The organism is Brucella pseudogrignonensis, from assembly GCF_032190615.1.
GTDB lineage: Bacteria > Pseudomonadota > Alphaproteobacteria > Rhizobiales > Rhizobiaceae > Brucella > Brucella pseudogrignonensis_B.
Window position 1 is genome coordinate 1,099,072 of the sequence record NZ_JAVLAT010000002.1, and the last position, 23,288, is coordinate 1,122,359.

A 23,288-nucleotide genomic window follows, 5' to 3' on the forward strand; every position below is an offset into this window, starting at 1 on the left:
TCATGTCAAAGAAACAAGTCTTTGGTGCATCTCATGTGCCGCTTTCACCCGCAGTGCGCGCTGGCGACACTGTTTATATCTCCGGTCAGGTGCCAATGGGCGCTGACGGCAAGATCGTAGAAGGCAATATTGAAGCTCAGACCAAACAGGTTCTTGAAAACATCAAGGCAGCTTTGGCGCTGGCAGGCGCAAGCATGGAAGACGTTGTGAAAACGACGATCTGGCTTGAAGATGCGCGTGATTTCGGGCGTATGAATGCAGTTTACGCGACTTACTTTCCGAAAGACCCACCGGCACGCACCACGGTTGAATCCCGTCTGATGCTCGACATCAAGATTGAGATTGAAGCTATCGCCTACGCACCGCAAAAATAGCCCAGGCAAACCATATGCGCATTTTCACAGCGTCGCTTGCAACTGAAACCAACACATTTTCACCCGTACCAACCGACCGCGCGTCGTTTGAAATGGCTTTTTATGCTGCGCCCGGAAAACATCCGGACACACCGACGCTGTGTTCCTCGCCTATCGTCGCTCTGCGCAAGCAGGCAGCGGCTGAAGACTTGACCGTCATTGAAGGCACCGCCACATGGGCCGAACCGGGCGGTTTGCTTCAGAGGCAAGCTTTTGAAGAACTGCGCGATGAAATTCTGGATCAGCTCAAAGCCGCAATGCCTGTGGATGCGGTTGTACTTGGTCTCCATGGCGCAATGGTTGCGCAAGGTTACGATGACTGCGAAGGTGATCTGCTTGAACGCATCCGGGCAATCGTCGGACCAGATATTCTTGTTGCCAGCGAGTTTGATCCGCACAGCCACCTGACGCAAAAGCGGGTCAAAAATCTCAATATTTACGCTGCATTCCTCGAATTTCCGCACACGGATTTTTATGAGCGCGGTGAACATGTGGTATCACTCGCCCTTGATGCCCTTAAAGGTAAAATCAAACCTGTCATTTCGACATTTGATTGCCGGATGATCGGCGTTTTTCCAACCAGTAAGGAACCCATGCGGAGCTTTATTGATCGTATTAAAGCATTGCATGGCAAAGACGGCATTCTATCCGTCTCAGTTATTCATGGATTTATGGCAGCCGACGTCCCCGAAATGGGTACGCAAATACTCGTCGTCACCGACAATGATGCAGCTAAGGGTTATGCCTTGGCTGAGAAACTTGGCCGTGAGCTCATCGCCATGCGTGAGCAAACGCCTATGACAATGTATGATGTTGATGAAGGGATAGATCGAGCGACCTCGGCGCACGCCGCGCAACCGTCGAAGCCTGCTGTCATCGCCGATGTGTGGGATAATCCCGGCGGCGGGGTAGCGGGAGATGGCACTTACATTCTTCGACGCTTGATCGAACGTGGCATTCAGAAGGCCGCCGTTGCAACAATCTGGGATACGCTGGCTGTCACGTTCTGCCATGCTGCTGGCGAAGGCGCCATTATCAATTTGCGCATTGGTGGCAAATCCGGTCCGCAGGCGGGCGAACCCATTGATGCGCGCGTCACTGTGATGAAAGTGTTGCAGGAAGGGTGGCAGAGTTTTGGACTCAGTCGCGTCACGCTCGGGCCTTCTGCAGTCGTCCGCATCGTGGGAACTGAGATCGACATCATTCTCAACACCAATCGCACGCAGACATTTGAGCCGGATATCTTTTCAAACTGTAGCATAGACCCAATGCAGAAAGACATTCTGGTTGTGAAATCGACCAATCATTTTTATGCGGGCTTCGCGCCGATAGCCGCAGAAATTATCTATATCGACGCGCCGAGTTCCTACCCGGTCAATCCGCGTGTGACCGACTACCAAAAAATGACGCGGCCAATTTGGCCGAGAGTCGAAAACCCATGGTAAACAAAAAGGCGCGGACTAATCCGCGCCTTTCTTTCAATTAATGTGCCAGAAATGTTGAGATAAACGGCACGTAAGTGACAAGCGCCAGCAGAATAAACAGCGCGAGATACATGCTGAATGCCTGACGCGTGAAATCTGCAACGCGTACCTTGGCGATGTTACAGACCATCAGCATCACCGTGCCGACTGGCGGTGTCAGCGTTCCAATCGAGAGATTGACGATAACAACGATACCAAAATGCACTGGATCAATGCCAAGAGCCTTAACAGTCGGCATCAGCAATGGCACCAGAACGATCATTAGGGCCGTACCTTCGATCAGCGCACCAAGGATCAGCAGGATTACATTGACCGCTAACAGGAATGCATAAGGATTGCTGGTAAAAGACGAGATCAACTGCATCAGCGATTGACCAGCCTGCTCCAGCGAAAACACCCATGCAAGCGCCGATGATGCCATGATAACCAGCATGACAGAGGCTGTGGACTTCGCAGTTTCGATCAGTGAATCCACCACATGCGACACGCGCATCTCCCGATAGATCACAAAGCCGATGATCAGAACCAGCGTGACAGCAACAGCACCAGCTTCAGTCGGTGTGAAGATGTTCATGCGGATGCCGCCGATAATCGCGAACAGCAGCAGAACGGCAGGCCATGCAGATGCAAGCGTCGATGCAACTTCAGCGCCGCTCATACGCTTTTCACGGCTTGGCTTGTAACCGCGCTTTACCGAAGTAATGTAGGCTGCAATCATCAAAATGGCAGCACCAAGAATTCCTGGAACAACACCTGCCATAAACATCTTGCCTATGGATACATCTGCAATCAGACCGTAAATGATCAGCGCAATACCCGGAGGAATGATTGGCGTAATCAGCGAACCAGCAGCCGTAACTGCGCAGGAAAATGCCTTATCATAGCCACGCTTAACCATTTCCGGCACCATCATGCGGGTCAGCATGGCACTATCGGCGAGGTTAGAAGCGCTCACGCCACCCATCAGGGTCGAAACCATGATGTTGGTCAGCGCCATGCCACCACGCATGCGGCCCACAAGAATATCCGCAACCTTGATCAGACGCTCGGCAATACCGGTATGCGACATCACGGTCCCAAGCATGATGAAGAACGGGATAGCGAGAAGCGATGTATTCTGCGCGGGGCTGATGAAGCGTTGCACAGCAATAGCAATCGGCATCTGGTTGAAGAAGATAAAATAGGTAAAGACTGCGATCAGAATGGCAACATAAAGGCGCATATTCAGCGCAATCAGTGCCAGCATGATAAGAACGATGGTGGTCAGGTTCATGCCTTGCCTCCCGCAAAAACTGCGCGCAAGGACTTGAATGCACCTGCAAACATATAAACAGAGATAATCACGAAGCCGACGGGAACTGCAATGTCGATCCAGAAATAGGACACACGAAGCACGTCAGTGACTTTGAACTGCGCTGCAACCGAGAGCTTATAACCGGCGTAAGATACGTAGAGCAGAAACAGTCCTGACAGAATTGAGATGATCGCATTGATGACGTCACGGACCTTTTCCGAAAAAAGGTCCACCAACATCGGGATTGCAAGATGCTGGTTGCTGCGTTCAGCTGCGACAGCGCCAAGCATCACAATCCAGATCATAAGAAGACCAGCCATTTCCTCTGTCCATTGCAGTGGCTGATGCATCCAGTAGCGCATGACAACAGCGGCATTGAACATAGCCAAAAGAACAAAGAGCGGCGCAGCGGCCAACCATTCGATCAGTTTATCAAAGTATTTCATCGGATTAATTCCATAGCCATGCCACGCCGCAGCAAGAGCCGCGACATGGCAATATCCGAATAGGAGGGATTAGTTTTTCAACTCAGCCTGGATCTTTTCGTAAAGACCCGGTGACCATTCAGGGAACTGCGTGTAGACCGTTTCAGCCAAAGCCTTGAAAGGAGCACGGTCGACTTCGATGACTTCGACGCCAGCTTCTTTCATCTTCTCGATCATTTCGTTGTCTTTTTCGATCGTCAGCTTCTGGCTGTAAAGACCGGCATCATATGCGGATTCATGGATCATCTTGAGCTGCTCTTCAGGCAGCGTCGAGAAGAAGGCTTCGCCACCGACGATCAGAGCCACGTTGGTCAGATAGCCGACCTTGCTCAGATACTTGGCTTCTTCCTGAAATTTCTGGCCATAGAGAACCGAAATCGGATTTTCAACGCCATCAATCACACCCTGCGCAAGCGCCGGGAAGGTTTCACCTAGTGGCATTGGCGTCGGTGTTGCGCCCATGGCTTCAAAGGTCTTGATCTGCATAACGTTGTTCGGCACGCGGATCTTCATGCCCTTAAGGTCGTCCGGCGTGCGGATTGGCTTCTTGGAAATGATCTGGCGAATACCGTAGAGGTAGTTTGGCATTACGATGTGAATGCCCTTCTTCTTCAGCTCTTCGCTCTTTCCTTTGAACCAATCGCCGTCATAAACTTTGAAAAGCTGTGCCGGATCGTCGGTCAGGAAAGGGCCATAAAGTACACCGAGGTCCGGGTCATACTCGGCCAGAAAGCCAACGTCGGAAATGGTCACGACATTGAGACCCATCATGGCCTGCTCGGTCACATCCTTTTTCGAGCCCAGCTGTGAGCTTGGATAAAGCTCGAGCGTGATTTCGCCATTGCTGCGCTTGGCGAGATCGTCCTTCCAGTAATGCATTACCTCATCAAAAGGCTCGCCCGGATTGTTTTCATAGGCAACCTTGATCGACACATTGGCAGCATAGGCTGCCATGCTTCCTGCCAGCAACATGCCAGCGGCGATCATGCCGGTAACGAGTTTTTTCATGATATTCCTCCCTTTTGGGGTCTTCAAACAATGGCCACGAGGCCGGCTTCCTCCACTAGCGCACTACTTCATCCTTCCTGACGCAGCGCATTTGCTTCGATTCAGTTGCGTTCAATGATGATTTTCAGAACGTTGCGGTCGCCATCCCAATAAGGCAGCGCCTGTTCTGCTTCCTCAAAAGGAAACACCTTCGAGATAAGCAGGTCCGCTTCATCTCCAAGCTTTTCGAGATGCGCGATGACAGCCTCAAAATCGGTGAGCGTCGCATTGCGCGAACCCATGATGTCGAGTTCTTTGAGATTGAAGAACTGGGTCTGATAGGTCACTGGCGACTTGGAATAGCCGACATAAACCACACGACCAGCAAAGCCTGCTAGGTCAACCGCCTGCGTGAAAGTAATCGGCAGACCGACCGCTTCAAAGGCGATATCAACACCATCGTCCTTGGTGAGTTCCTGAACCTTTGCGACAACATCTTCGCCACCCGGCAGAGCATGCGTTGCACCAAATTTCAGCGCCAGTTCGCGCTTTTCGGCACTCGGATCGATGGCGATGACTTTGGCACCACGCGCAAGCGCACCAATCAGCACACCCATGCCGATCATGCCACAGCCCAGCACCGCAACCGTATCACCAGCCTGAACGCGTCCACGTTCGACCGCATGAAAACCTACAGAAAGCGGCTCAACCAGAGCCAGATGACGTGGCGCCAGGCTGTCATTCAGAATGAGCTTTTCAGCCGGCAGCACGATCTGTTCAGCCAGTCCGCCATTCTGTTGCACACCGAGAGTCTTGTTGTAACGACAAGCGTTTAGACGGCCTTTGCGGCAAGACGAACACTGACCGCAATTGGTGTAAGGCAGCACGATAACGCGTTTACCCTTGGCATATGCCGGGCTGACGCCCTCAGCCGCCTCGACGATTTCGCCGCCGATTTCGTGACCGGGAATGCGTGGCAGTTCCACCAGCGGGTTAAGCCCCTTGAACGTATTCAGATCGCTGCCGCAAAGCCCCACATGCTTCACGTCCACCCGGACATGACCGGGCAAAAGCGGTGCTTCGGGAATTTCGGCGAAACGGGTTACATTTTCGCTCTCGATACGCAGAGCTTTGACCATCAGAATATTCCTGTCATTTTAATTACATGAGGCAGATCAGGTTACGGCGCCGACCTGCCAAGGCACGAATTCGTTATCGCCATAGTCGTAGATTTCGCTCAGTGTCTTCTTACCGGAAGCCACCGCGATAATGTGCTCGAAAATGCGCGTCCCGGACTCTTCAATGGTTTCATCGCCAGTGACGATGCCACCGCAATTGAAGTCCATATCTTCCTTCATGTGCTCGTACATTTCGGAATTGGTCGCGATCTTGATGCAGGGCGCTGGCTTGAAGCCCGAAACCGACCCTCGTCCTGTGGTAAAGCAAATCACGTTACAACCGCCCGCCACCTGCCCGGTCACGGCAACAGGATCGTAGCCCGGCGTATCCATGAAAGTGAAACCCTGTTCGGTTACGGTTTCAGCAAATTCATAGACAGCCTTGAGAGGCATAGAGCCGCCCTTGGCAACAGCACCCAGCGACTTTTCAAGAATGGTGGTCAGGCCACCGAGCTTGTTTCCATGCGATGGATTGTTGTTCAGCTCGTCACCGTTGCGGGCCGTATAATCGCGCCACCAGTCTATGCGCTCAAGCAGCTTTTCCGCAACCGCAGGCGTAACAGCGCGACGTGTGAGAAGATGCTCCGCGCCATAAATTTCCGGTGTTTCTGAAAGTACGGTCGTGCCGCCATTGCGCACGATCAGATCAGATGCATAGCCCAGAGCGGGGTTTGCTGAAATACCGGAATAGCCATCAGAACCACCGCATTCGAGTGCCACCTTGAGCTTCGACAAAGGCTGGGGCGTGCGCTTTGCAGCATTCACCAGCGGCAGCATATCCTTGATCTCGGCAATCGCATGATCGATTGTCTTGCGCGTACCGCCATGCTGCTGGATCGTCATGGTGCGCAGGCGGGCGCCCTCTTCCATGCGATAATGCTCCATGATCGGCGCAATCTGGTTGGTTTCACAGCCAAGCCCGATCAACAGAACACCGCCGAAATTTGGATGTTTTGCATAACCCTGAATGGTGCGCGTCAGCAGACGATAACCTTCTGACTTGGTGTTGAGCGCACAGCCGCTGCCATGCGTGAGTGCCACCACGCCATCGACGTTTTCAAATCCATCCAGACCACCCATGCGGTTGAAGTAATCCGCAATGTAGCGAGAAACGGTCGCAGAGCAATTCACCGATGAAATGACACCGATATAGTTGCGCGTACCAACGCCACCGAAACCGCGATCATAGCCCATGAACTGGCGGCGCTCCGCTTCCGGCAGCATACCGCGTTCTTCAATATCGACCGAGAACTGATGTTCATGCTCAGATGGTAGCATTGCGAGATTATGCAGATGCACATGCTCACCCACCGCAATATCCTGCGTGGCGACACCAATCACCTGCCCATATTTGTGCACTTCCTTACCGGCTGCGATAGCGCGCAAAGCAACCTTGTGGCCGCGCCCGATCAGATCTTTTGCAATCACATCGCCAAGTCCAATCGGATCGCCGGCACGAACCGAAATACGCGCCACCGCCACATCATCAGACGGATGCAAGAGGATTACCGGCGTCACAGCTGAAACAGCCTTGTCTTTCATTTTTCTGACCTCACTCCCAAGATCGCAACAGCGCGAAACACGAGCCCACCTATCGGGGCTCATTCTCCATCCATCGCTGCTTTGATGTATCCAGATGCGTGCGCATCGCTGCCTGCGCCAGAAGCGGATCCCTCGCCTCCAATGCAGCATAAATCTTCTCATGTTCCGCCAGAGCAAATGCCCATGTTTCCGCATTCTCATAGCGGGTGCGCATTTGCGCGGTCAGCGGACTATGTCGCTCGTCAAACAAATCACGCACAATGCGTTCAACAACCGAATTGGCTGATTGCTCAGCAATGATCAAATGAAATTGGCGATCCAATTCAATCGGCTTACGTTCAGCTTCAATCTGTAGCCGCATCGCATCAAGATTACCGCGCAGACGCTCCAGCGCCTCATCTGTAATTTGGCTGCAAGCCATAATCACCGCACTGCCTTCGATCAGCGAGCGTGCCTGCATGATTTCAAGCGGGCTTTCGCCAATCGAACCGCCTTGCGCTGGAAGCCGCGTTTCTTCAGCCGCAACATAGATGCCAGAACCCATGCGGATTTCGACATTGCCTGCAATTTCTAGCGCAATCAGTGCTTCACGTAAGGAAGGGCGCGACACGCCCAGCTGATGCGCAAGTTCACGCTCAGCGGGAAGCCTGCTTCCGGCCGGAAAATGTCCCTCGCGGATCAGCAATCGGACCCGGTCGGCAATTTGCTGGTAAAGCCTCCGTGGTTCAACGGAGCCAATATGCTCGTTCATGCTCTCTCCCAAATTGGCCTTACCATATTTTGAAGATGCAAAAAGTGCAATATTATCTATCTTATTGTAACTATTGTATATTGTCGTTTATGTCAGTTTTGTCGCACCATGCTTTAGTTGGCTTTAAAAGAGTGGCTTGACCAATTTTACACACTGGCGTAGCTATTTCACGACAATCTAAGGGAGGATTACATGACCGATCAGCCATCGATTCTACAGTTTGGAACCAGCCGTTTTCTGCTCGGGCATGTGGATTTTTTCATTTCCGAAGCCCTGGCAAAAGGCAAGGCCATCGGCACAATTGCCATTGTTCAGACCACATCCAACCCTGAAAGCGCACGCCGCATTAGCGCGCTGAACAGTGGCGAGGGCTATCCGGTCATCATTCGCGGATTGCGCGACGGCAAGCCCGTTGATGAAAAACATCAGGCAAAAAGTGTAAGCGCCGCCTATTCCGCTCACTGCGACTGGCAAGCCATACGCTCCCTTGCCACTACAGTGCAGGTCATCTTGTCCAATACGGGCGACAAAGGTTTTGAGTTGGATGCTGCTGACGATGTTTCCCTGCTGAGCGAAACTGACCGCTTACCGAAAAGCTTTCCCGCGAAACTGCTTGTGCTGTTGCATCATCGCTGGCAGATCAATCCAAATGCGCCGATGTCGATTTTTCCATGCGAGTTGATCTCGCGCAATGGCGACAAGCTGCGCTCGATTATTCTTGATCTTGCGGAAAACTGGAGCCTGCCGAAAGCTTTCACGCAATGGATTGAAAGTAAATGTTTTTTTGCCAACAGCCTCGTTGACCGGATTGTATCGGAACCAATTGATCCGGTTGGCGCCATTGCCGAACCCTATGCGATATGGGCCATTGAACAGACAGACGGGCTCACGCTTCCCTGCACGCATCCCGACATCGTCGTGACGGACAATCTTGCGCTTTATGAGCGCCTAAAGCTCTATCTGCTTAATCTCGGCCACACTTTCATTGCCGAGCAATGGCTGAACGGCAACCGTCCAAAGGACCAAATCGTGCTGGAAGCCATGAACGACGACACAATCCGCAATGAACTTGAAGCGCTTTGGCGCGAAGAAGTCATACCGGTCTTTGCCGCTGATGGCCTCGGCGAACAGGCTGAAGCCTATGTTATTACCGTTCGCGAGCGCTTCCTTAACCCGTTCCTAAAGCACCGCATTGCGGACATTGCTTCAAACCACGCAGAAAAGAAGCAGCGCCGGTTTGCACCGATCATCGCTCGCGCAAATGAACTCGGTCTGAAACTAAGCCAATCTCGTCTTAATTCAGCGATGAAATAAGCAAAAATAAAACTCTAAAATCGCTTTATCGTCACGACCATGCCCGTTGTGACGGAACTGCTTCGCATAAAATAACGACGACATCCAAAAAAGATGCCGCCGCTCTTTATAAATATAAATGTAGTTAAAAATAATAATGACAGCTCTTAAATTTGGTTCCGTCCCCTTCAGAATGAGCTTATCATAAAATGCTGGCTCTAAAAAAGATGCTGCGAAAATAGCTGCATCTATCATATCAAAAACAGCGAATATTGAAGCATAGAATTAGTATTTACTAAAATAATCGACATGCACATTTTTTAAAAGTCAAGAAAACAACAATTAAAAATGAGCAGTTTGATAATATGACGTTTCGCCTATAGCAGCATCGTAAATAATATGTAAACGGAGTGTCAACAATATTACCCTCACATTCACGTGAATAAGTTAAATAGAATCAAAAAGTTTAAAAGCTAAATTATATAATTATAATTTAGCTTTTATTTATAGTTTTAATTCTCTGCAACGGTGAACAACTCTTCAAACCGCGTCTTTGCGCGCACCGGAAACTTCACATCACGATAGCTTTGCGGAAGCTCGGCTTCGCCAACCTTAATCAACATCACCATGCCCATGCCGTAATGCGGCGAGCATTTGATACCGTAGAAACCCGCTTGATCGAAAGTCACTTCGATCTCTTCATTGATCTTACCCTTAAAGCCCGGATTGCCCTCTGGAACCATCCCATCGACTGTCGCTGCGTTATGGCTCTTATGGGTCGCAATGAATTTCACCTTGTCGCCCGGCGCTAACTTCAAGAAGTCGGGCTCGAAAACCATTGAGCCTTTTTCACCGCGGTTCATCATCTTGACTTCAAACGTTTCAGCCAAAGCTGGAAATGCAGAAGCAACCAATAACGTGGCGGCCAGGAAAAATCGTTTGCTCATTGTCTTGCCAATCATGTTTATGCGGATTGTTTCAGTTCAAGATTAAGATAGCTCGGTTTACGATAACGAATATGACAGCCATCCATACCTTCATATTCATATTTTACTTCAACCTCAACGCCGAATACCTTGCGGATACACTCAACCCGAAGGACATCACGCGGCGTTCCTAAAGCAACGAGCTGCCCTTTATCCATGACCGCAATGCGATCGCAAAACATCGCCGCATGATTCAAATCATGGAGTGCCGCAACCACCGTCAACTTCTGGCGGCTCACAAGGTCAAGGAGTCCAATCTGGTGACCAATATCGAGGTGGTTCGTCGGCTCGTCCAGCAACAGGATTTGCGGCTCTTGTGCCAGCGCACGTGCAATATGCACACGCTGCCGCTCGCCACCTGAAAGCGTATGCCAGTAACGTTCTGCGAGATGCGCCATATCAACATTGGCAAGCGCACGATCAACGATCATATCGTCTTCGGAGGACCATGGAGAAAGTGCGCCGAGATAAGGAGTACGTCCAAGCTCGACTGCTTGTCGTGCAGTTATACGGTCAGTCGTACCTGCCTGCTGTTCAACCAATGCCAGTTGGCGTGCAATCTCCCGGCGATTGAGCCTATAAATAGGCATTCCGCCCAGCCTTACCTCGCCAGAACGGCTGCGGCGAACTCCAGAAAGTAGCGACAAGAAACTGGTTTTACCGGAGCCATTTGGTCCAATAATGCCGAGAAATTCGCCTTCTTTTACGTCGAGCGATACGTCTCGCAGGATCTCGACACCGCCTGCCGACCAGCTAACATTATGCGTTGAAAGCATCATGATTGCGCCCTCCTCTGCCCAAGAAGGAATGCAAAAGCCGGAGCACCGAACAGAGCTGTTATGACACCAATTGGCAAAACCTGCCCCGGAATGATGATGCGAGAGAGAATATCGGCAACAATCATAAAAGTTGCGCCTATGAGTGCTGAAGCTGGCAACAATCGCCCGTGACGGACGCCAACCACCATACGTGCCGCATGAGGAATGACGAGCCCGATAAAGCCAATCGATCCCACAATGGAGACCATAACTGCCGTCATCATGGCACTAACACCGATCAATACGGCATAGACGCGACGCACAGGAATGCCAAGCGATGCAGCCGATTCCGAGCCAAACGTGAATGCGTCAAGCGCACGCGCATGCCAAAGACAGATTGCAAGCCCCACAATACAGGCTGGTAGCGCAAGCGTCACATCAGGCCAGCGCACACCTGAAAGATTGCCCAGCAGCCAGAACATAATGCCGCGTGCCTGTTCCGCATTGGCAGCCTTGGTCACGATGAATGAAGTAAGCGCGTTAAAAAGTTGCGAGCCTGCAATGCCAGCAAGGATGATTGCGCTGTTGCCCCGCCCTGCTCGAAGTGCCAGCAAAGAAACAAGCGAGAACGCAATAATCGCGCCGATGAAAGCTCCCACCGAAAGCGAAAGCATACCAGCGCCTACACCGAGGATTGCAACCGCGACGGCACCTGTCGACGCCCCGGCTGAGATACCTAGAATATAAGGATCAGCCAGAGAATTTCGCAGCAGTGATTGCAGAACCACGCCAGATATTGCAAGAGCCGCACCGCAACAAGCCGCGACCATTGCACGGCTTAAGCGATAGCTCCAGACAATGCCTTCATCAATCGGTTCGAGCGGATAACCCGCATTCCAGACGCGGTTAGCAATAGTCTTTGCCACCACGTCGAGAGGTATAGACGTTTCGCCAATGGCAGCGCCCAGCCACAGCGCGCCGAGCAACAAGACAAGCGCGAGAATGCCAAAAAGCACCCTGCTGCTTGAGCTTCTCGCATTTAGAATTCCGGCTGTGGCTGAGCGTGTTGTCACTTGTTCAGGCCTGAATCTGCAATGGCATCAGCCAGTGTTTCAATGCCTTCGATGGTACGAATAGTCGGGTTCATCGCCTGTGCATCCATATCGAATACATGGCCATCCTTCACCGCAGGCATGAGGCTTGCAACCGGATCAGTCTTCAGGAACTCCCGTTTCACGGCAACATCATCAGCAGGGAAACGGCGACGATCCATAGTTCCAGCGACAATTATAGTTGGATTGGCCTTGGCAATGGTTTCCCAACCAACGGTCGGCCACTCTTCTTCACTATCAATAATATTATTGATGCCAAGTGTTTTCAGAATATAAGCTGGAGCACCGTTCTTTCCCGCAACATAAGGATCAATGTCGAGTTCTGCACTGGAGAACCAGACAACAGCCGAAAGCTTGCCATCGGCAGATGCGATCTTTTTACGTGCTGCGTCTTCACGTGCTTTCAAATCAGCAACAACTTTCGCGCCACGGTCCTGCACGTTGAAAATCTGCGCGAGCTCATCAATTTCCTGATAGACCTGATCCATGGTGAAAGCGTCATGACGCACGCCATCACCACCATCCGAATTGTCTTTTCCGATGCAATCGGCCGGAGACGTATAGACAGGAACGCCCAATTCTTCGAACTGCTCAGCCTTCGCAACAACGCCCTCTGGTCCAATCTGCCATTGGAACTGATTGGCAACGAGGTCAGGTTTTTCGGCCAGAATGCTCTCAAAGCTCGGATCATTATCCGCGAGACGCTTTACCTTGGCATTGGCTTCTTCGTAGCCCTTGAGAACAGGTCCGACCCACAAGGCCGTACCAACCATTTTATCGCCGAGACCCAGAAGATACATTATTTCTGCGCTGCTCTGACCAACGGCAACCGCCCGTTCTGGTGCATGTTTAAACGTCACGTCGCGCGCGCAATTTTTCAACGTCAACGGATACCGCGTTTCGGCTGCTTCAGCTGCAAAACCAGTTACGAAAAGACTTGCAGCGCCAACCATTGCGCCAAACGGCAACTTGCCGATGAGTTTCATTTGAATCCCCGAAATGATGTGAGAAAAGCCGTATCAAACGGCGGATGTGATCCGGCGCGTATAGAGAACGGACATATCCGGGGATATGAATGACAAAGGGAAGCGACGTCTTGCGACGTTTATAGCTGTCATAACCAACTCCTGCACCGGGCATCCCCGCCCGTGACAATGGACTACGTTAGACGGCAGGTCTCCTGGCTCACGAATATTCGCTGTTCATCTGCCTTCCCGAGCTAAACTCAGTGGCATGACGCTTGCAGCGTCACGAGGATGAACGGCAATCCGCTTACAGTTGCGGGGGCAGCCACGGTCTCGGTCCCTTTTGGGTCGCCCTCACCGTGTTCCCTATTAATCCCCTTCGCTCTCGGTCGGGGAACCGTCGTAACTCTATTACGTTCTGATATCCGCCAGGTCAAGCAACTGGAACCATTAAATCATCTATAAAAAATTGCTTAGGCTTTATGCTAATGAACGAGCGCTTACACAGTCACACGCTAGCGAATTTTAAATCCCTTTTATAACCGCCAGGTTAGGAGCCTTTACCTTGGGAGAGGTGTAGGTTTTTGGGGAGAGCTATCAAAAAAGATAGCAGCAATCGCAAGTGCAGCGTCGGCAGAAGACTAAAAAGTTTGGCACCTGCGGAACCGGGTGACGGCTGGGATAAGACCGCGCTCACCATGCGCAGCAAGTTACAGGCCGAAAAGAGTTCCGGCAGCGTTCAGGTTCTCAATGCTCCCGGTGCTGGCGGAACAATTGAGCTGGCGCAGTTCGTCAATCAAAACAAGGATGATCCAAGCCAGCTCATTGTCGGCGGCTTAGTTATGGTCGGAGCGACCTCGACCAACAATCCCCCTGTTAATCTTGACGCTATTATGCCGATTGCGCTCCTGAGCGGTGAATATGAATCCATCGTGACTACATCATCTTCCGACATTCAGAACCTTGGTGATCTGGTTACAAAGCTGACAGCCGATCCTGATTCAGTTTCACGGGGCGGCTGCTCATCAGCGCGCGGTACCGACCACATTACGGCGGGGCGTTTTGCAAAAGCTGTTGGTGTTGATCCTACAAAAGTGAACTACATCGCATTTTGCGGCGGCCGTGAAGCGCTTGCCGCAATCTTCGAAACTCAGGTGACTGTCGACATTTCCAGCGATGAGCGTATTAAAGGTATAGATTCACCGACCTTCAAGGAAGGTGGCGTTGATCTTCCTATCCAAAACTGGCTCATGGTGGGTGCAGCAACCGATATTACTGCGGAATAATAAGCGGGAATCAAAGCCAAGGTTGATAAGATGGTGAAGTCTAAATCCTGGAAGAAAGCACTCAAAGATAATGGCTGGGCAGACACCCATCTTGCAGGCGATACCCTCAAGGAGCAGCTTAAGAAAGACGTCACCGCGAAAGGAACCTTACCCAAGGATATAGCCTTGTAAAATTACAACCACCGAAAAAGTGGGAAAGCGCGGTTTGGACTTGCTTCGGAAAAGTGGAGAGTCATTTTTCGACTATGCGGCCGTTCATTGGAAGTGAGCCGGGCTCAAATAGTCAAGTGAAGAATGACGGCTGACGGAATTGTAGAAGCCCTCGATATATCGGGCAATAGCTATTTCTGCATCTTGCCTTCTATGAAATATCGTTCTCCAAATCAGCTCTGATTTTAACATTTTGAAGAATGTTTCCACCATCGCGTTATCGATATGGGATTCCACTTTCTCAACACTGCCTAGCACCACTTTGGCAGATTAACCAACGATTAACGATGATCGGCCATCTTTGGCCCCTTAAAAGGGGTGTGATGGATGGTGGAGCGGAATATTGCACTGGCGGATTGGTTGAAGCCGTTTGTTGAGAAGCTAGGTCACAAAAACGGCGGCAGATATGCCGGTATATGTTTTGGGCCTGATCGGACTGGGTGATCGCAAGAGTATCGAGCCGATGGCGGAACGCATTGCGCCTGATCACTACGATCGTCTGCATCATTTCATCTCGGATGGGATTTGGGACGTCAGTCCGTTTGAGACGGAGCTGGCTGTACAGGCTGACAGAATAGTCGGAGCCTCAGACGCCTTTCGGGTGATCGACGATACGGGTCTACCGAAGAAGGGTGATCATTCGGTGGGGGGCGCCACAATATGCTTCGATGCTGGGCAAACGCGCCAATTGCCAGACGTTGGTATCGCTGACGTTAGCACGCGAGGCGGTTCCAGTTCCGGTTGGTTTGCGACTGTTCTTGCCGGAAAGCTGGACCAGTAACCAGGATCGGATGGTGAAGGCTGGCGTCCCCGAGGAGATGTGCTTATCCCCATGGTGTCGCCCCGATTTTTCCGGTTTCCGGTCACGGCAGGCCGCGCAAGCATTCGATCCCTGACACCCTGTCGAGGGCGGCCGAAGCGATCCTGGAAGGAGGTCAGTTGGCGTCGCGGAACGAAAGGTCGCCTGACAGCGCACTTTGCTGTGCTCCGCATTCGGATCGCTGATGGTAGTCCGCACCGTATCTTCGACAAGGGACAGCAACATATGCCGGGCGAAGCAGCGTTAAAGCAGCTGGCAACTGCCATCAAAGCCCGATGGGTCTGCGAGCAGGCGCATCAACAAATGAAAGAAGAACTCGGCCTTGATCACTTCGAAGGCCGATCATGGCAAGGTCTGCATCGACACGCGCTGATGACAATGATCGCTTATGCCTTCCTTCAACATCAGCGCCTACACCAAGTCAAGCGGGAAAAAAACCAAGAGGCACGGCCCGCCTAAACCGACACTGCCAGCCATACGACACGCAGTCATGAACACCCTCCCATCAACGTCAGCCCCAGACGATGTCCGCACTGCTGAATTCGCTTCAGACCGCCAAAATGTATTCTGCCAAAGTAGTGTTAGTATTCTTTTATGGCTCAACGGAAGCTGTACTGCCTTTCAGATTGACTGGGAACGCATTGCCACAGTTCAATCGTAAGACAAAACTAAAGTGTCTTTACGCCAACCTGAGAACACGCAGCTAAAATAAGATTAATGTAACTTCATGTTTTCGTACACTTAAATCGCGATTCAAGTGAGCGCATCTGTTCCATATTGAGTGGTCTAATTGCTCTATCATTCAGCAGATAAAACAGTCGTGCTGTTTCTTCGAGTTCTTCCGTCGCATATTGCGCCTCATGTAAATTACGACCAGAAACCACAGGACCGTGATTCGCCAGAAGCACGGCATGATGATTCTTGGCCATGTCTTTGACTGCATAAGCTAGTTTCTCATCGCCCGGAGCAAAATAGGGAACCAGTGGCAAGCGCCCTACCCGCATCACATAATAAGCGGTCAAAGGTGGCAGCACATTTTCTGGATCAACATCAGCCATAATGCTGGCTGCAACTGCATAAGTCGAATGCAAGTGCACAACAGCTCCTGCAGACTGACGCTCGCAATACATACAAGAATGCAAAAATGCTTCCTTGGTCGGTCGGTCACCGCTTATCAAAGTGCCGTCAGCAGTGCACCGCGAAAGCCTTGCAGGATCGAGAGTGCCGAGCGAGCAATCAGTCGGTGTCATCAGCATCGTGCCATCGCTCAGCCGTGCACTGATATTGCCTGTAGAGCCAAATGTCAGACCGCGATCAAAGATCGACTTTCCGACGGCGCAGATTTCATCTCGCAAACGGGTTTCTTCCGACATTATTGCGATCACGCCATCATCTCCCAGGCTTTGATGAAAAATTCATCCGAGCCAAAATTACCCGATTTAAGAGCAAGCCTCACCGGCCCTTCGCCTGCGGATGTCACAAGCGGCACACCGGGATCAATCTCCCGGCCAATCCAGAAAGCCTCAGCCCCCAGCGCTTGAACCACGGCACCGGACGTCTCACCGCCAGCAATGATAAAGCGATTATATCCCTGCTTAGAAAGACCAGCTGCAACCTCGCCAAGAAGTTTCTCAACGACGAGACCTGCAGTTTCCCGGCCAAGTTCTTCTTGTGCCAGTGCAACGATATCAGGCTCGGCAGACGAGTAAACGAGTGGAGGCAATAGGCTATCACGATGTGATCTGACGAAAGCAATCACGTCGCCGGGTGTGGTTTTTCCGCCGGCAATATCCAATGCATTCAACTGCATTGATGGGACACCATGAACCTTCGCCGTCTCAATCTGTCGCCGGGTTGCAGCTGAACACGAGCCAGCCAATATGACGCCGCCGCCAATAGCAATCGGTGTTTCTGAGCGACCACCAGTCTCACGTAGCAGCCCTGACATACGAAAATTTTCGGGCAAGCCCTGAGCGACCGCAGAACCGCCTGTAACCAGCTTCAAATCACGCACCGCACGCCCGATAGCGCGCAAATTCATATCATCAATCGCATCCACGATTGCGATCCCATTCAACTCGGCCAGCACATCCGCAATAGTATCTGCTCCTGACGCCACCACCTGATGGGCAACCAGACTAACCTCATTTGCAGATTGTCGTTGCAGAACACGGACGAGGTTAGGATCGCACATCGGCGTAAGCGGATGGTCGCGCAGCGGACTTTCCGACAGCAGTTGGTTACCAACAAACAAGTGGCCCTGAAAAACTGTGCGCCCATTGGCCGGAAAGGCGGGACAAGCGATCGTTCGGCTCTCGCCAACAAGTTTCAGCAGTGCATCCGTAACAGGGCCGATATTGCCCTTATCGGTTGAATCAAAGGTCGAACAGTATTTGAAGAAGAGCTGTTTTGCACCTGCTTCAAGCAGCAGTTTTGCTGCACCAATCGATTGTTTAATCGCCGCCTCTGGCTCGATTGTACGGGACTTAAGTGCAATGATCACTGCATCAGCATCACCAAACTGCGATGTATCGTTGGGCAGACCATTGACCTGCACAACATTCATTCCTTCACGTGATAGAATAAGGGCAAGATCAGTCGCACCGGTCAGATCATCGGCAATAGCACCAAGAAGCATAGTCATCTCCTACTGCATTATCGGAGGCGCGGCTCAATAGAGCCAGCGCGCAGGAACGATAACAATTTGCGGGAACAGCCATAACAGAACCAGAACCGCAAACTGTGCGAGAATGAAAGGGACAGCACCGCGCTCCACATCCATGTATCGAACTTTTGCGACCGCGCAGGCCACATTCAGAACGGCGCCCACCGGCGGTGTAATCAGGCTTATTGCAGCCGTCATGATGAACATCACACCAAAATAAACAGGGTCAATGCCCGCCTGTTTGGCGATTGGCAGAAGCACTGGTGTCATGATCAGGATAGTCGGAATGAAATCCAGCGCTGTACCGATCACGATCAACAGCAGCAGCATAACAGCCATCAGAAGCAACGGACTTTCACGCAGTGGACCAAGCCAGCCAACAATTTCGGCTGGAATGTTTGCAATCGCGATCATATAGGCTGTGATGGAAGCGGCTGCGACCAGAAGCATTACGGCTGATGTCGTCAGCACTGCACTCACAAAGCAATGATAAAGCTTGGCTAGTGAAATTTCGCGATAGACAAAGCACCCGATGAACAGAGCATAGACGCAAGCGACAACGCCAGCTTCTGTGGGAGTGAATATTCCGGCCTTCAGTCCGCCAATAATGATAACGGGTAGCATGAACGCAAAGCCTGCATCCATTGCTGCTTTACCAACATCTTTCCAGCTCGAACGAGGCAGAACAGCGGTATTTTCCTTACGGCTTAGCAACCACCAGGCCACAGCAAGCGAGAGCGCCATTAACAGCCCTGGCACAATACCAGCCATAAACAATCGTGTTATCGAGACGCCACCGGCAACGCCAAACACGATATATCCGATTGAAGGCGGCAAGACGGGCGCGATGATACCGCCTGCGCTGATAAGACCAGCGGAACGGCCTAGGTTATAGCCAGCATCGCGCATGATTGGGATCAGCATGCCTGCCAGCACTGCAGTATCCGCAATCGCCGATCCAGAAAGACTTGCAAGCAGAAGTGCCGTCACAATAGCAACATAGCCCAAACCACCTTTGAGATGCCCAACGAGCGTCAATCCGAAATTGACCAAACGGCGCGACAAACCGCCAACATTCATCGCCTCGCCAGCGAGCAGGAAGAAAGGAATAGCCAGTAGCGGAAAACTATCCGCGCCATTGGTCATTTGCAGCGCAATCAGCTGCCAATCGAGCATTCCAAGCCACCACATCATGGCAATGCCGCTGAGGATCAGGCCAAAGGCGATGGGGGTTCCGATAAGAAGTGCTGCAATAAGCACAACGATAAAAACAACAAGCGTGGTCATTTTGAGCGATCCTCACTGTGCTGATTTTTAGCAAATGTGAAAAGCGCACAAATCAGATCAATGAATGCGACAACCGCGATCATTACACCTGCTATCAGCGGGGCCGCGTAGACCACACCCATCGGAATACCTGAAATAGGCGCTTTGTTGGCCATATTGGTGATCGTCTGATCATATGCGCCAGCAACCAGAAAGCAGCAGCAGGCGATGATAATTATATTTGTGAGCGCGCGGCAAATGATAGCGGAGGTGCCGGTTAAACGCGCTGTCAGGATATCCACACCGAGATGTTCATGGCGGCGTGCGACGACGACCGCACCAACGAATGAAATCCACACAAACATCATGCGGGACACTTCATCCGTGATCGTAATGCCGGTATCAAACCCATAACGCATGACGACGTTCGCAAAAACCAGTGCCACCATTGTGGCCAGGATCATAGCAAGAAAGGCTTCAAGCGCCTTAAATCCCCAATCTGAAATCTGTTGCAAGACACTCACAGATTGATCTCCCCCTCAATTGCGAAGACACGCGACGGCGCGCCATCGGCATTAACAACCTTGAGCGGAGCAGCGGAAAGCAAAAACCGTTTGCTTGTCAGGGCTGCTGTATTGACGACATATTCAATCAGCGTAACGCCTGCACGCAGCAAAACATCATGCGTGACATGCTCTTCGTCAGGAACACGAATACCGTCGAGAAGAAGTCGGATTGGGTAGTCTTGCGGGAAGTCGACTGCAAGTGCGCGGGGTTTTAACTTCAGAAGATACTCTGATGCCTCACGCGTCAGCCACGGCGCATCGGTCCAGAATTCGCGGGTTTGATAATCACGGCGCTGATCCCACTGCGTTGAAAGCAGCAATATATCGCCTTCCTTACCACCCGGATTTGTAGAAGCCAGTTGTTCTGCGGTGATCGCACTATTCTCTGGCACGTGAGACAAATCGAACAGGCGACACGCACCGACGACATTTTCAAGCTGTGTCGCCTCAATCGTAGGCGCACCGGCAATAAAGTGCGCCTGAGCATCGACATGCGTGAAACCGTGGCACGTGGTTGCCAGCGACGTCACGCGGAACTGATCCCCGCCCGACTTGTCACCCTTTACGTGCACCTGTGGGTTCCATCGAAAATGATCGGATATAGGCATGCTGAGATCAACGATGCGCATCTGGCTTTCCTGCTCAAGTATTTCACATTCAGATGCGTCAAATCTGAATGGCATGACACTGCGACGAACTAAAATGAGGCATGACGGGCGCAGATTTTTATGATCTGCGCCGCAGTGATGGGATGAGTTTATATCAGCCGAGTGCTGCGATGCGATCTGGCAATTCTGCGCCAAACTGGGTAGCAAAGGCTTCTCGTACTTTGTCGGCCACAACAGCGCGCAGCGCTTCACGATCCGGCGTTTCGACAACTTCCATCCCTTCGGATTTAAGTGTCTCCAAGCTGGAAATCTCACGCTCAGCGTTCATCTGGCGTTGCTTGACAGCTGCTTCACGCGCAACCGCTACCAAGGCCTCCCGCAATGCCGGGTCCATTGCATCAAGCTTCGTCTTGTTCGTAACCAATGGCGATGTGGTAAACGCGTGCTGGGTGAGTGAAAGGTAACGCTGCACTTCGTTGAACTTCGAATTGAGGATCAGTGTGGTGGGGTTTTCCTGACCATCAATCGAGCGCATTTCAAGCGCTGTGAACAACTCAGTGAAAGCCATAGGTGTTGGAACGGCTCCAAGCAGTTCAAATGCTCTGATATGTGCCGGGTTCGGCGTGGTCCGAATTTTAAGGCCTTTCAGGTCGTCAACACCATGAACAGGACGACGGCTGTTGGTGACATTGCGCCAGCCAGTCTCCCATGTTGCCAGCGCAACAATGCCTGACGGCTCAAGCTCTGCACGCAACTCATCACCAATTTCTCCGTCTAAAACCGCTGCAACATGGTTACGATCTTTGAACAGGAATGGCAGATCAAGCACATTGAGCTTTGGCGCAAGCCCGGTAAAAAATGGATTCCCTGTCACCATAATATCAATCGTGCCACCGCGCACCGCATTGATCATGGTGGAATCATTACCAAGGATTCCGTTGGCAAAGACCTGAACACCAAGCGCGCCATCTGTGCGCTCACGAAGCGCTTCATTCATCCACAAGCCAGCATCTTGCCAGCTATCGGTATCCGGGTGTGGATGCGCCAGCTTTAACACCTGTGTTGACTGCGCTCGACCAATTGCCGGTGCGGCCAAAAGAGCTGCACCCGAAGCCATGACGCCCATGAAACGGCGACGATTAATGTTCATGATCATGTTTTCCTCCCAGATGATCTTTGTTATGTGCGCGGCTTGTCAGCCCCGAAAAAGAATGCGTCTTGCCAAAGACGAAGTTGCCAAAGAGCACTTGTCTCAGGAATTTCGAGGTCAGCGATCGTAATGGCCTTCCCGGCCTTGACCGAACGCTTAAGCGTCTTGTTCGCAGCCAGATAAAAAGGCGCAGGCGCTTCGCCAGTCAAAGGACGTGCTGGCAAAATAGCCGAGGACACCCCAGTTACCGAATGGTGATGACCACCCATTTCGAGGACATGCCCAGCTTCCAGATCAATATCAGCAATTGCAACCAAATCGACATGATGCGCTGGGATAATTGCGCCTGACGAAAGGCCTTTCATGCCTGCTTCAAGAACAGAAGTTGCAGCTTCCAAACCAAGCAGATGACGCGGGATGTAAACCATCGCGCATTTCAGGTCACGGCTGACGACATGACCTTTTTCTTCAAGCATTTTCCACGTTGCAATATCGTCACAACGAATAATCACAAAAACGCCGCCCGCGAAACTGACCTCACCCGGATTTCGCAGGCAATGAAAGACATCAAGAGTGCCAGTTTCTTCGAGAATTCCGCCCTCCGATTTTGAGCAGAACACCGAAGGGACTTCGCCAATACGTGCAATGGGGGCATGAAGCGCGGGCGCATCAACACTCAGTCCAAGCGCATTTGCAACGACACTCAATTCGCACAGATCAGGGACAGCGCGTTGCGGCAAATCAGAAGCAGCCAATGCACGACCAGCCATAACATCCTGCATGCTACGATCAGCAGACTGCGAAAATTGCCCAAAGTCTGGCGCATCAACAGTTACGCCATTGCTTGTGAGCTTACCCGTCTCAGCGTCAAAAACGAAGTCATACTCGCTGGATTTTCCAGCTGCAATAATCTCAAATCCTAGCAACTGCGCCCAAGTAATCAGTCCAATGAGCAAGCTCGGCTGATCGCCGTCAACTGGCGTCACTATCAACCGCTTTTCTCGCGCCATGGCAGCGAGGCCCGGTCCTATGACGCTATCAACCTCTTTCGAGACAAGTGCTACGTGATGACCGGCCTCAATAGCCAAACGCGCATGACGTGCACCGGCCTCTGGATGGCCAGTCGCTTCAACAACAACGTCGAACGGAAGATCTGCAACAAGCGCAAAATCAGCAACAGCGATGTACTTGCCAGCATCCCATGCGGAGCGCGCCGCCTCAACGGTATCACAAACGCAAACACTATCAGCAGCCACACCAGTTTCAATAATTGCTTTCGCAGCAGCCGCAGCAGAAATATCAACGGCTACACGCGCACGCATCAGAGGCACTCGCAACCCTTGCGCCAGAAAGCTGCGGCCAAATCCTCCCGTACCGATTATGCAGGTCTCGATGGGGCGGTGGCTGGCATCGAAATAGGCGTGATAATTCATCCGGACTACATCTTTCGCAATCATTCTCAATCGCGT

General features: G+C 51.7%; 20 protein-coding genes, 3 pseudogenes and 1 riboswitch. Of the genes and pseudogenes, 5 read left to right on the forward strand and 18 right to left on the reverse strand.

Going from position 1 to position 23,288, the window contains the following annotated elements; translation table 11 throughout:
• The first annotated feature begins 2 nt into the window (after positions 1–2).
• Positions 3–374 (forward strand): RidA family protein, encoded by a 372-nt coding sequence (locus RI570_RS16385; RefSeq protein ID WP_313829680.1) that lies wholly within the window; start codon positions 3–5, stop codon positions 372–374.
• Positions 375–388: 14 nt separating this feature from the next.
• The gene (locus tag RI570_RS16390; RefSeq protein ID WP_313829681.1) at positions 389–1,858 is read left to right on the forward strand and encodes a M81 family metallopeptidase; all 1,470 of its coding nucleotides are present in this window, start codon (positions 389–391) and stop codon (positions 1,856–1,858) included.
• A 37-nt stretch (positions 1,859–1,895) separates the two neighbouring features.
• Here the strand turns inward: RI570_RS16390 and RI570_RS16395 are convergent, their stop codons facing one another.
• The 6 genes from RI570_RS16395 to RI570_RS16420 form a co-directional block, all read right to left on the reverse strand.
• Entirely contained in the window at positions 1,896–3,170 is a 1,275-nt protein-coding gene (locus RI570_RS16395) for a TRAP transporter large permease (RefSeq protein ID WP_313829682.1), read from the reverse strand.
• Positions 3,167–3,637: a TRAP transporter small permease gene (locus RI570_RS16400; protein ID WP_313829683.1), complete on the reverse strand. Its 471-nt coding sequence runs from the start codon at positions 3,635–3,637 to the stop codon at positions 3,167–3,169. Before RI570_RS16400 ends, RI570_RS16395 begins: the two co-directional genes overlap by 4 nt.
• A 69-nt stretch (positions 3,638–3,706) precedes the next feature.
• The gene (locus tag RI570_RS16405; RefSeq protein WP_313829685.1) at positions 3,707–4,684 is read right to left on the reverse strand and encodes a C4-dicarboxylate TRAP transporter substrate-binding protein; all 978 of its coding nucleotides are present in this window, start codon (positions 4,682–4,684) and stop codon (positions 3,707–3,709) included.
• Between the two features lie 101 nt (positions 4,685–4,785).
• Complete coding sequence (locus tag RI570_RS16410) at positions 4,786–5,802, reverse strand: zinc-binding alcohol dehydrogenase family protein (RefSeq protein ID WP_313829687.1); 1,017 nt, start codon at positions 5,800–5,802, stop codon at positions 4,786–4,788.
• 36 nt (positions 5,803–5,838) lie between these two features.
• On the reverse strand, positions 5,839–7,383 hold the full coding sequence (locus RI570_RS16415) for an altronate dehydratase family protein (protein ID WP_313829688.1): 1,545 nt from the start codon (positions 7,381–7,383) through the stop codon (positions 5,839–5,841).
• 49 nt (positions 7,384–7,432) lie between these two features.
• Positions 7,433–8,134, reverse strand: a complete 702-nt coding sequence (locus RI570_RS16420; protein WP_313829689.1) for a FadR/GntR family transcriptional regulator — start codon at positions 8,132–8,134, stop codon at positions 7,433–7,435.
• A 192-nt stretch (positions 8,135–8,326) separates the two neighbouring features.
• Here RI570_RS16420 and RI570_RS16425 point away from each other — a divergent pair, with 192 nt between their 5' ends.
• Positions 8,327–9,448: a mannitol dehydrogenase family protein gene (locus tag RI570_RS16425; protein WP_313829690.1), complete on the forward strand. Its 1,122-nt coding sequence runs from the start codon at positions 8,327–8,329 to the stop codon at positions 9,446–9,448.
• 491 nt (positions 9,449–9,939) lie between these two features.
• On the opposite strand, the gene RI570_RS16430 is transcribed toward RI570_RS16425, so the two are convergent.
• From RI570_RS16430 to RI570_RS16445, 4 genes are read right to left on the reverse strand one after another with little or no spacing between them, the layout of a single operon-like run.
• Positions 9,940–10,374 (reverse strand): pseudoazurin, encoded by a 435-nt coding sequence (locus RI570_RS16430; RefSeq protein WP_313829691.1) that lies wholly within the window; start codon positions 10,372–10,374, stop codon positions 9,940–9,942.
• A gap of 17 nt (positions 10,375–10,391) precedes the next feature.
• Positions 10,392–11,192: an ABC transporter ATP-binding protein gene (locus RI570_RS16435; RefSeq protein ID WP_313829692.1), complete on the reverse strand. Its 801-nt coding sequence runs from the start codon at positions 11,190–11,192 to the stop codon at positions 10,392–10,394.
• Positions 11,189–12,217 carry a FecCD family ABC transporter permease gene (locus RI570_RS16440; protein WP_409558699.1) on the reverse strand — a complete coding sequence of 343 codons (1,029 nt, stop codon included), beginning with the start codon at positions 12,215–12,217 and terminating at the stop codon, positions 11,189–11,191. The genes RI570_RS16435 and RI570_RS16440 overlap by 4 nt, the downstream gene beginning before the upstream one ends.
• A 23-nt stretch (positions 12,218–12,240) precedes the next feature.
• The gene (locus RI570_RS16445) at positions 12,241–13,269 is read right to left on the reverse strand and encodes an ABC transporter substrate-binding protein (protein WP_313829693.1); all 1,029 of its coding nucleotides are present in this window, start codon (positions 13,267–13,269) and stop codon (positions 12,241–12,243) included.
• A 166-nt stretch (positions 13,270–13,435) separates the two neighbouring features.
• A riboswitch (cobalamin riboswitch) is annotated at positions 13,436–13,665 on the reverse strand.
• Between the two features lie 189 nt (positions 13,666–13,854).
• Between RI570_RS16445 and RI570_RS16450 the strand changes: the two are divergent.
• Positions 13,855–14,705, forward strand: a pseudogene (locus RI570_RS16450) (Bug family tripartite tricarboxylate transporter substrate binding protein).
• Between the two features lie 84 nt (positions 14,706–14,789).
• Here RI570_RS16450 and RI570_RS16460 read toward each other — a convergent pair.
• Positions 14,790–14,966: pseudogene (locus RI570_RS16460) on the reverse strand (IS3 family transposase); the annotation flags it as partial.
• Positions 14,967–15,071: 105 nt separating this feature from the next.
• Here RI570_RS16460 and RI570_RS16465 point away from each other — a divergent pair.
• A pseudogene (locus tag RI570_RS16465) lies at positions 15,072–16,023 on the forward strand (IS701 family transposase).
• Positions 16,024–16,289: 266 nt separating this feature from the next.
• On the opposite strand, the gene otnC reads toward RI570_RS16465, so the two are convergent.
• The 7 genes from otnC to RI570_RS16500 all read right to left on the reverse strand — a co-directional run bounded on the left by otnC (position 16,290) and on the right by RI570_RS16500 (position 23,252).
• On the reverse strand, positions 16,290–16,937 hold the full coding sequence (gene otnC, locus RI570_RS16470) for a 3-oxo-tetronate 4-phosphate decarboxylase (protein ID WP_313830077.1): 648 nt from the start codon (positions 16,935–16,937) through the stop codon (positions 16,290–16,292).
• Between the two features lie 8 nt (positions 16,938–16,945).
• Positions 16,946–18,202, reverse strand: coding sequence for a 3-oxo-tetronate kinase (gene otnK / locus RI570_RS16475; RefSeq protein WP_313829697.1), 1,257 nt, complete (start codon positions 18,200–18,202; stop codon positions 16,946–16,948).
• 33 nt (positions 18,203–18,235) lie between these two features.
• Positions 18,236–19,516 carry a TRAP transporter large permease subunit gene (locus RI570_RS16480; protein ID WP_313829698.1) on the reverse strand — a complete coding sequence of 427 codons (1,281 nt, stop codon included), beginning with the start codon at positions 19,514–19,516 and terminating at the stop codon, positions 18,236–18,238.
• Entirely contained in the window at positions 19,513–20,019 is a 507-nt protein-coding gene (locus tag RI570_RS16485; RefSeq protein WP_313829699.1) for a TRAP transporter small permease, read from the reverse strand. Before RI570_RS16485 ends, RI570_RS16480 begins: the two co-directional genes overlap by 4 nt.
• A complete protein-coding gene (locus tag RI570_RS16490) occupies positions 20,016–20,690 on the reverse strand; it encodes a cyclase family protein (RefSeq protein ID WP_313829700.1) in 675 nt (224 codons plus the stop codon). The genes RI570_RS16485 and RI570_RS16490 overlap by 4 nt, the downstream gene beginning before the upstream one ends.
• 133 nt (positions 20,691–20,823) lie before the next feature.
• Positions 20,824–21,825, reverse strand: coding sequence for a TRAP transporter substrate-binding protein (locus tag RI570_RS16495; protein ID WP_313829701.1), 1,002 nt, complete (start codon positions 21,823–21,825; stop codon positions 20,824–20,826).
• 23 nt (positions 21,826–21,848) lie between these two features.
• Positions 21,849–23,252 (reverse strand): flagellar biosynthesis protein FlgA, encoded by a 1,404-nt coding sequence (locus RI570_RS16500; RefSeq protein WP_313830078.1) that lies wholly within the window; start codon positions 23,250–23,252, stop codon positions 21,849–21,851.
• Positions 23,253–23,288 lie beyond the last annotated feature (36 nt).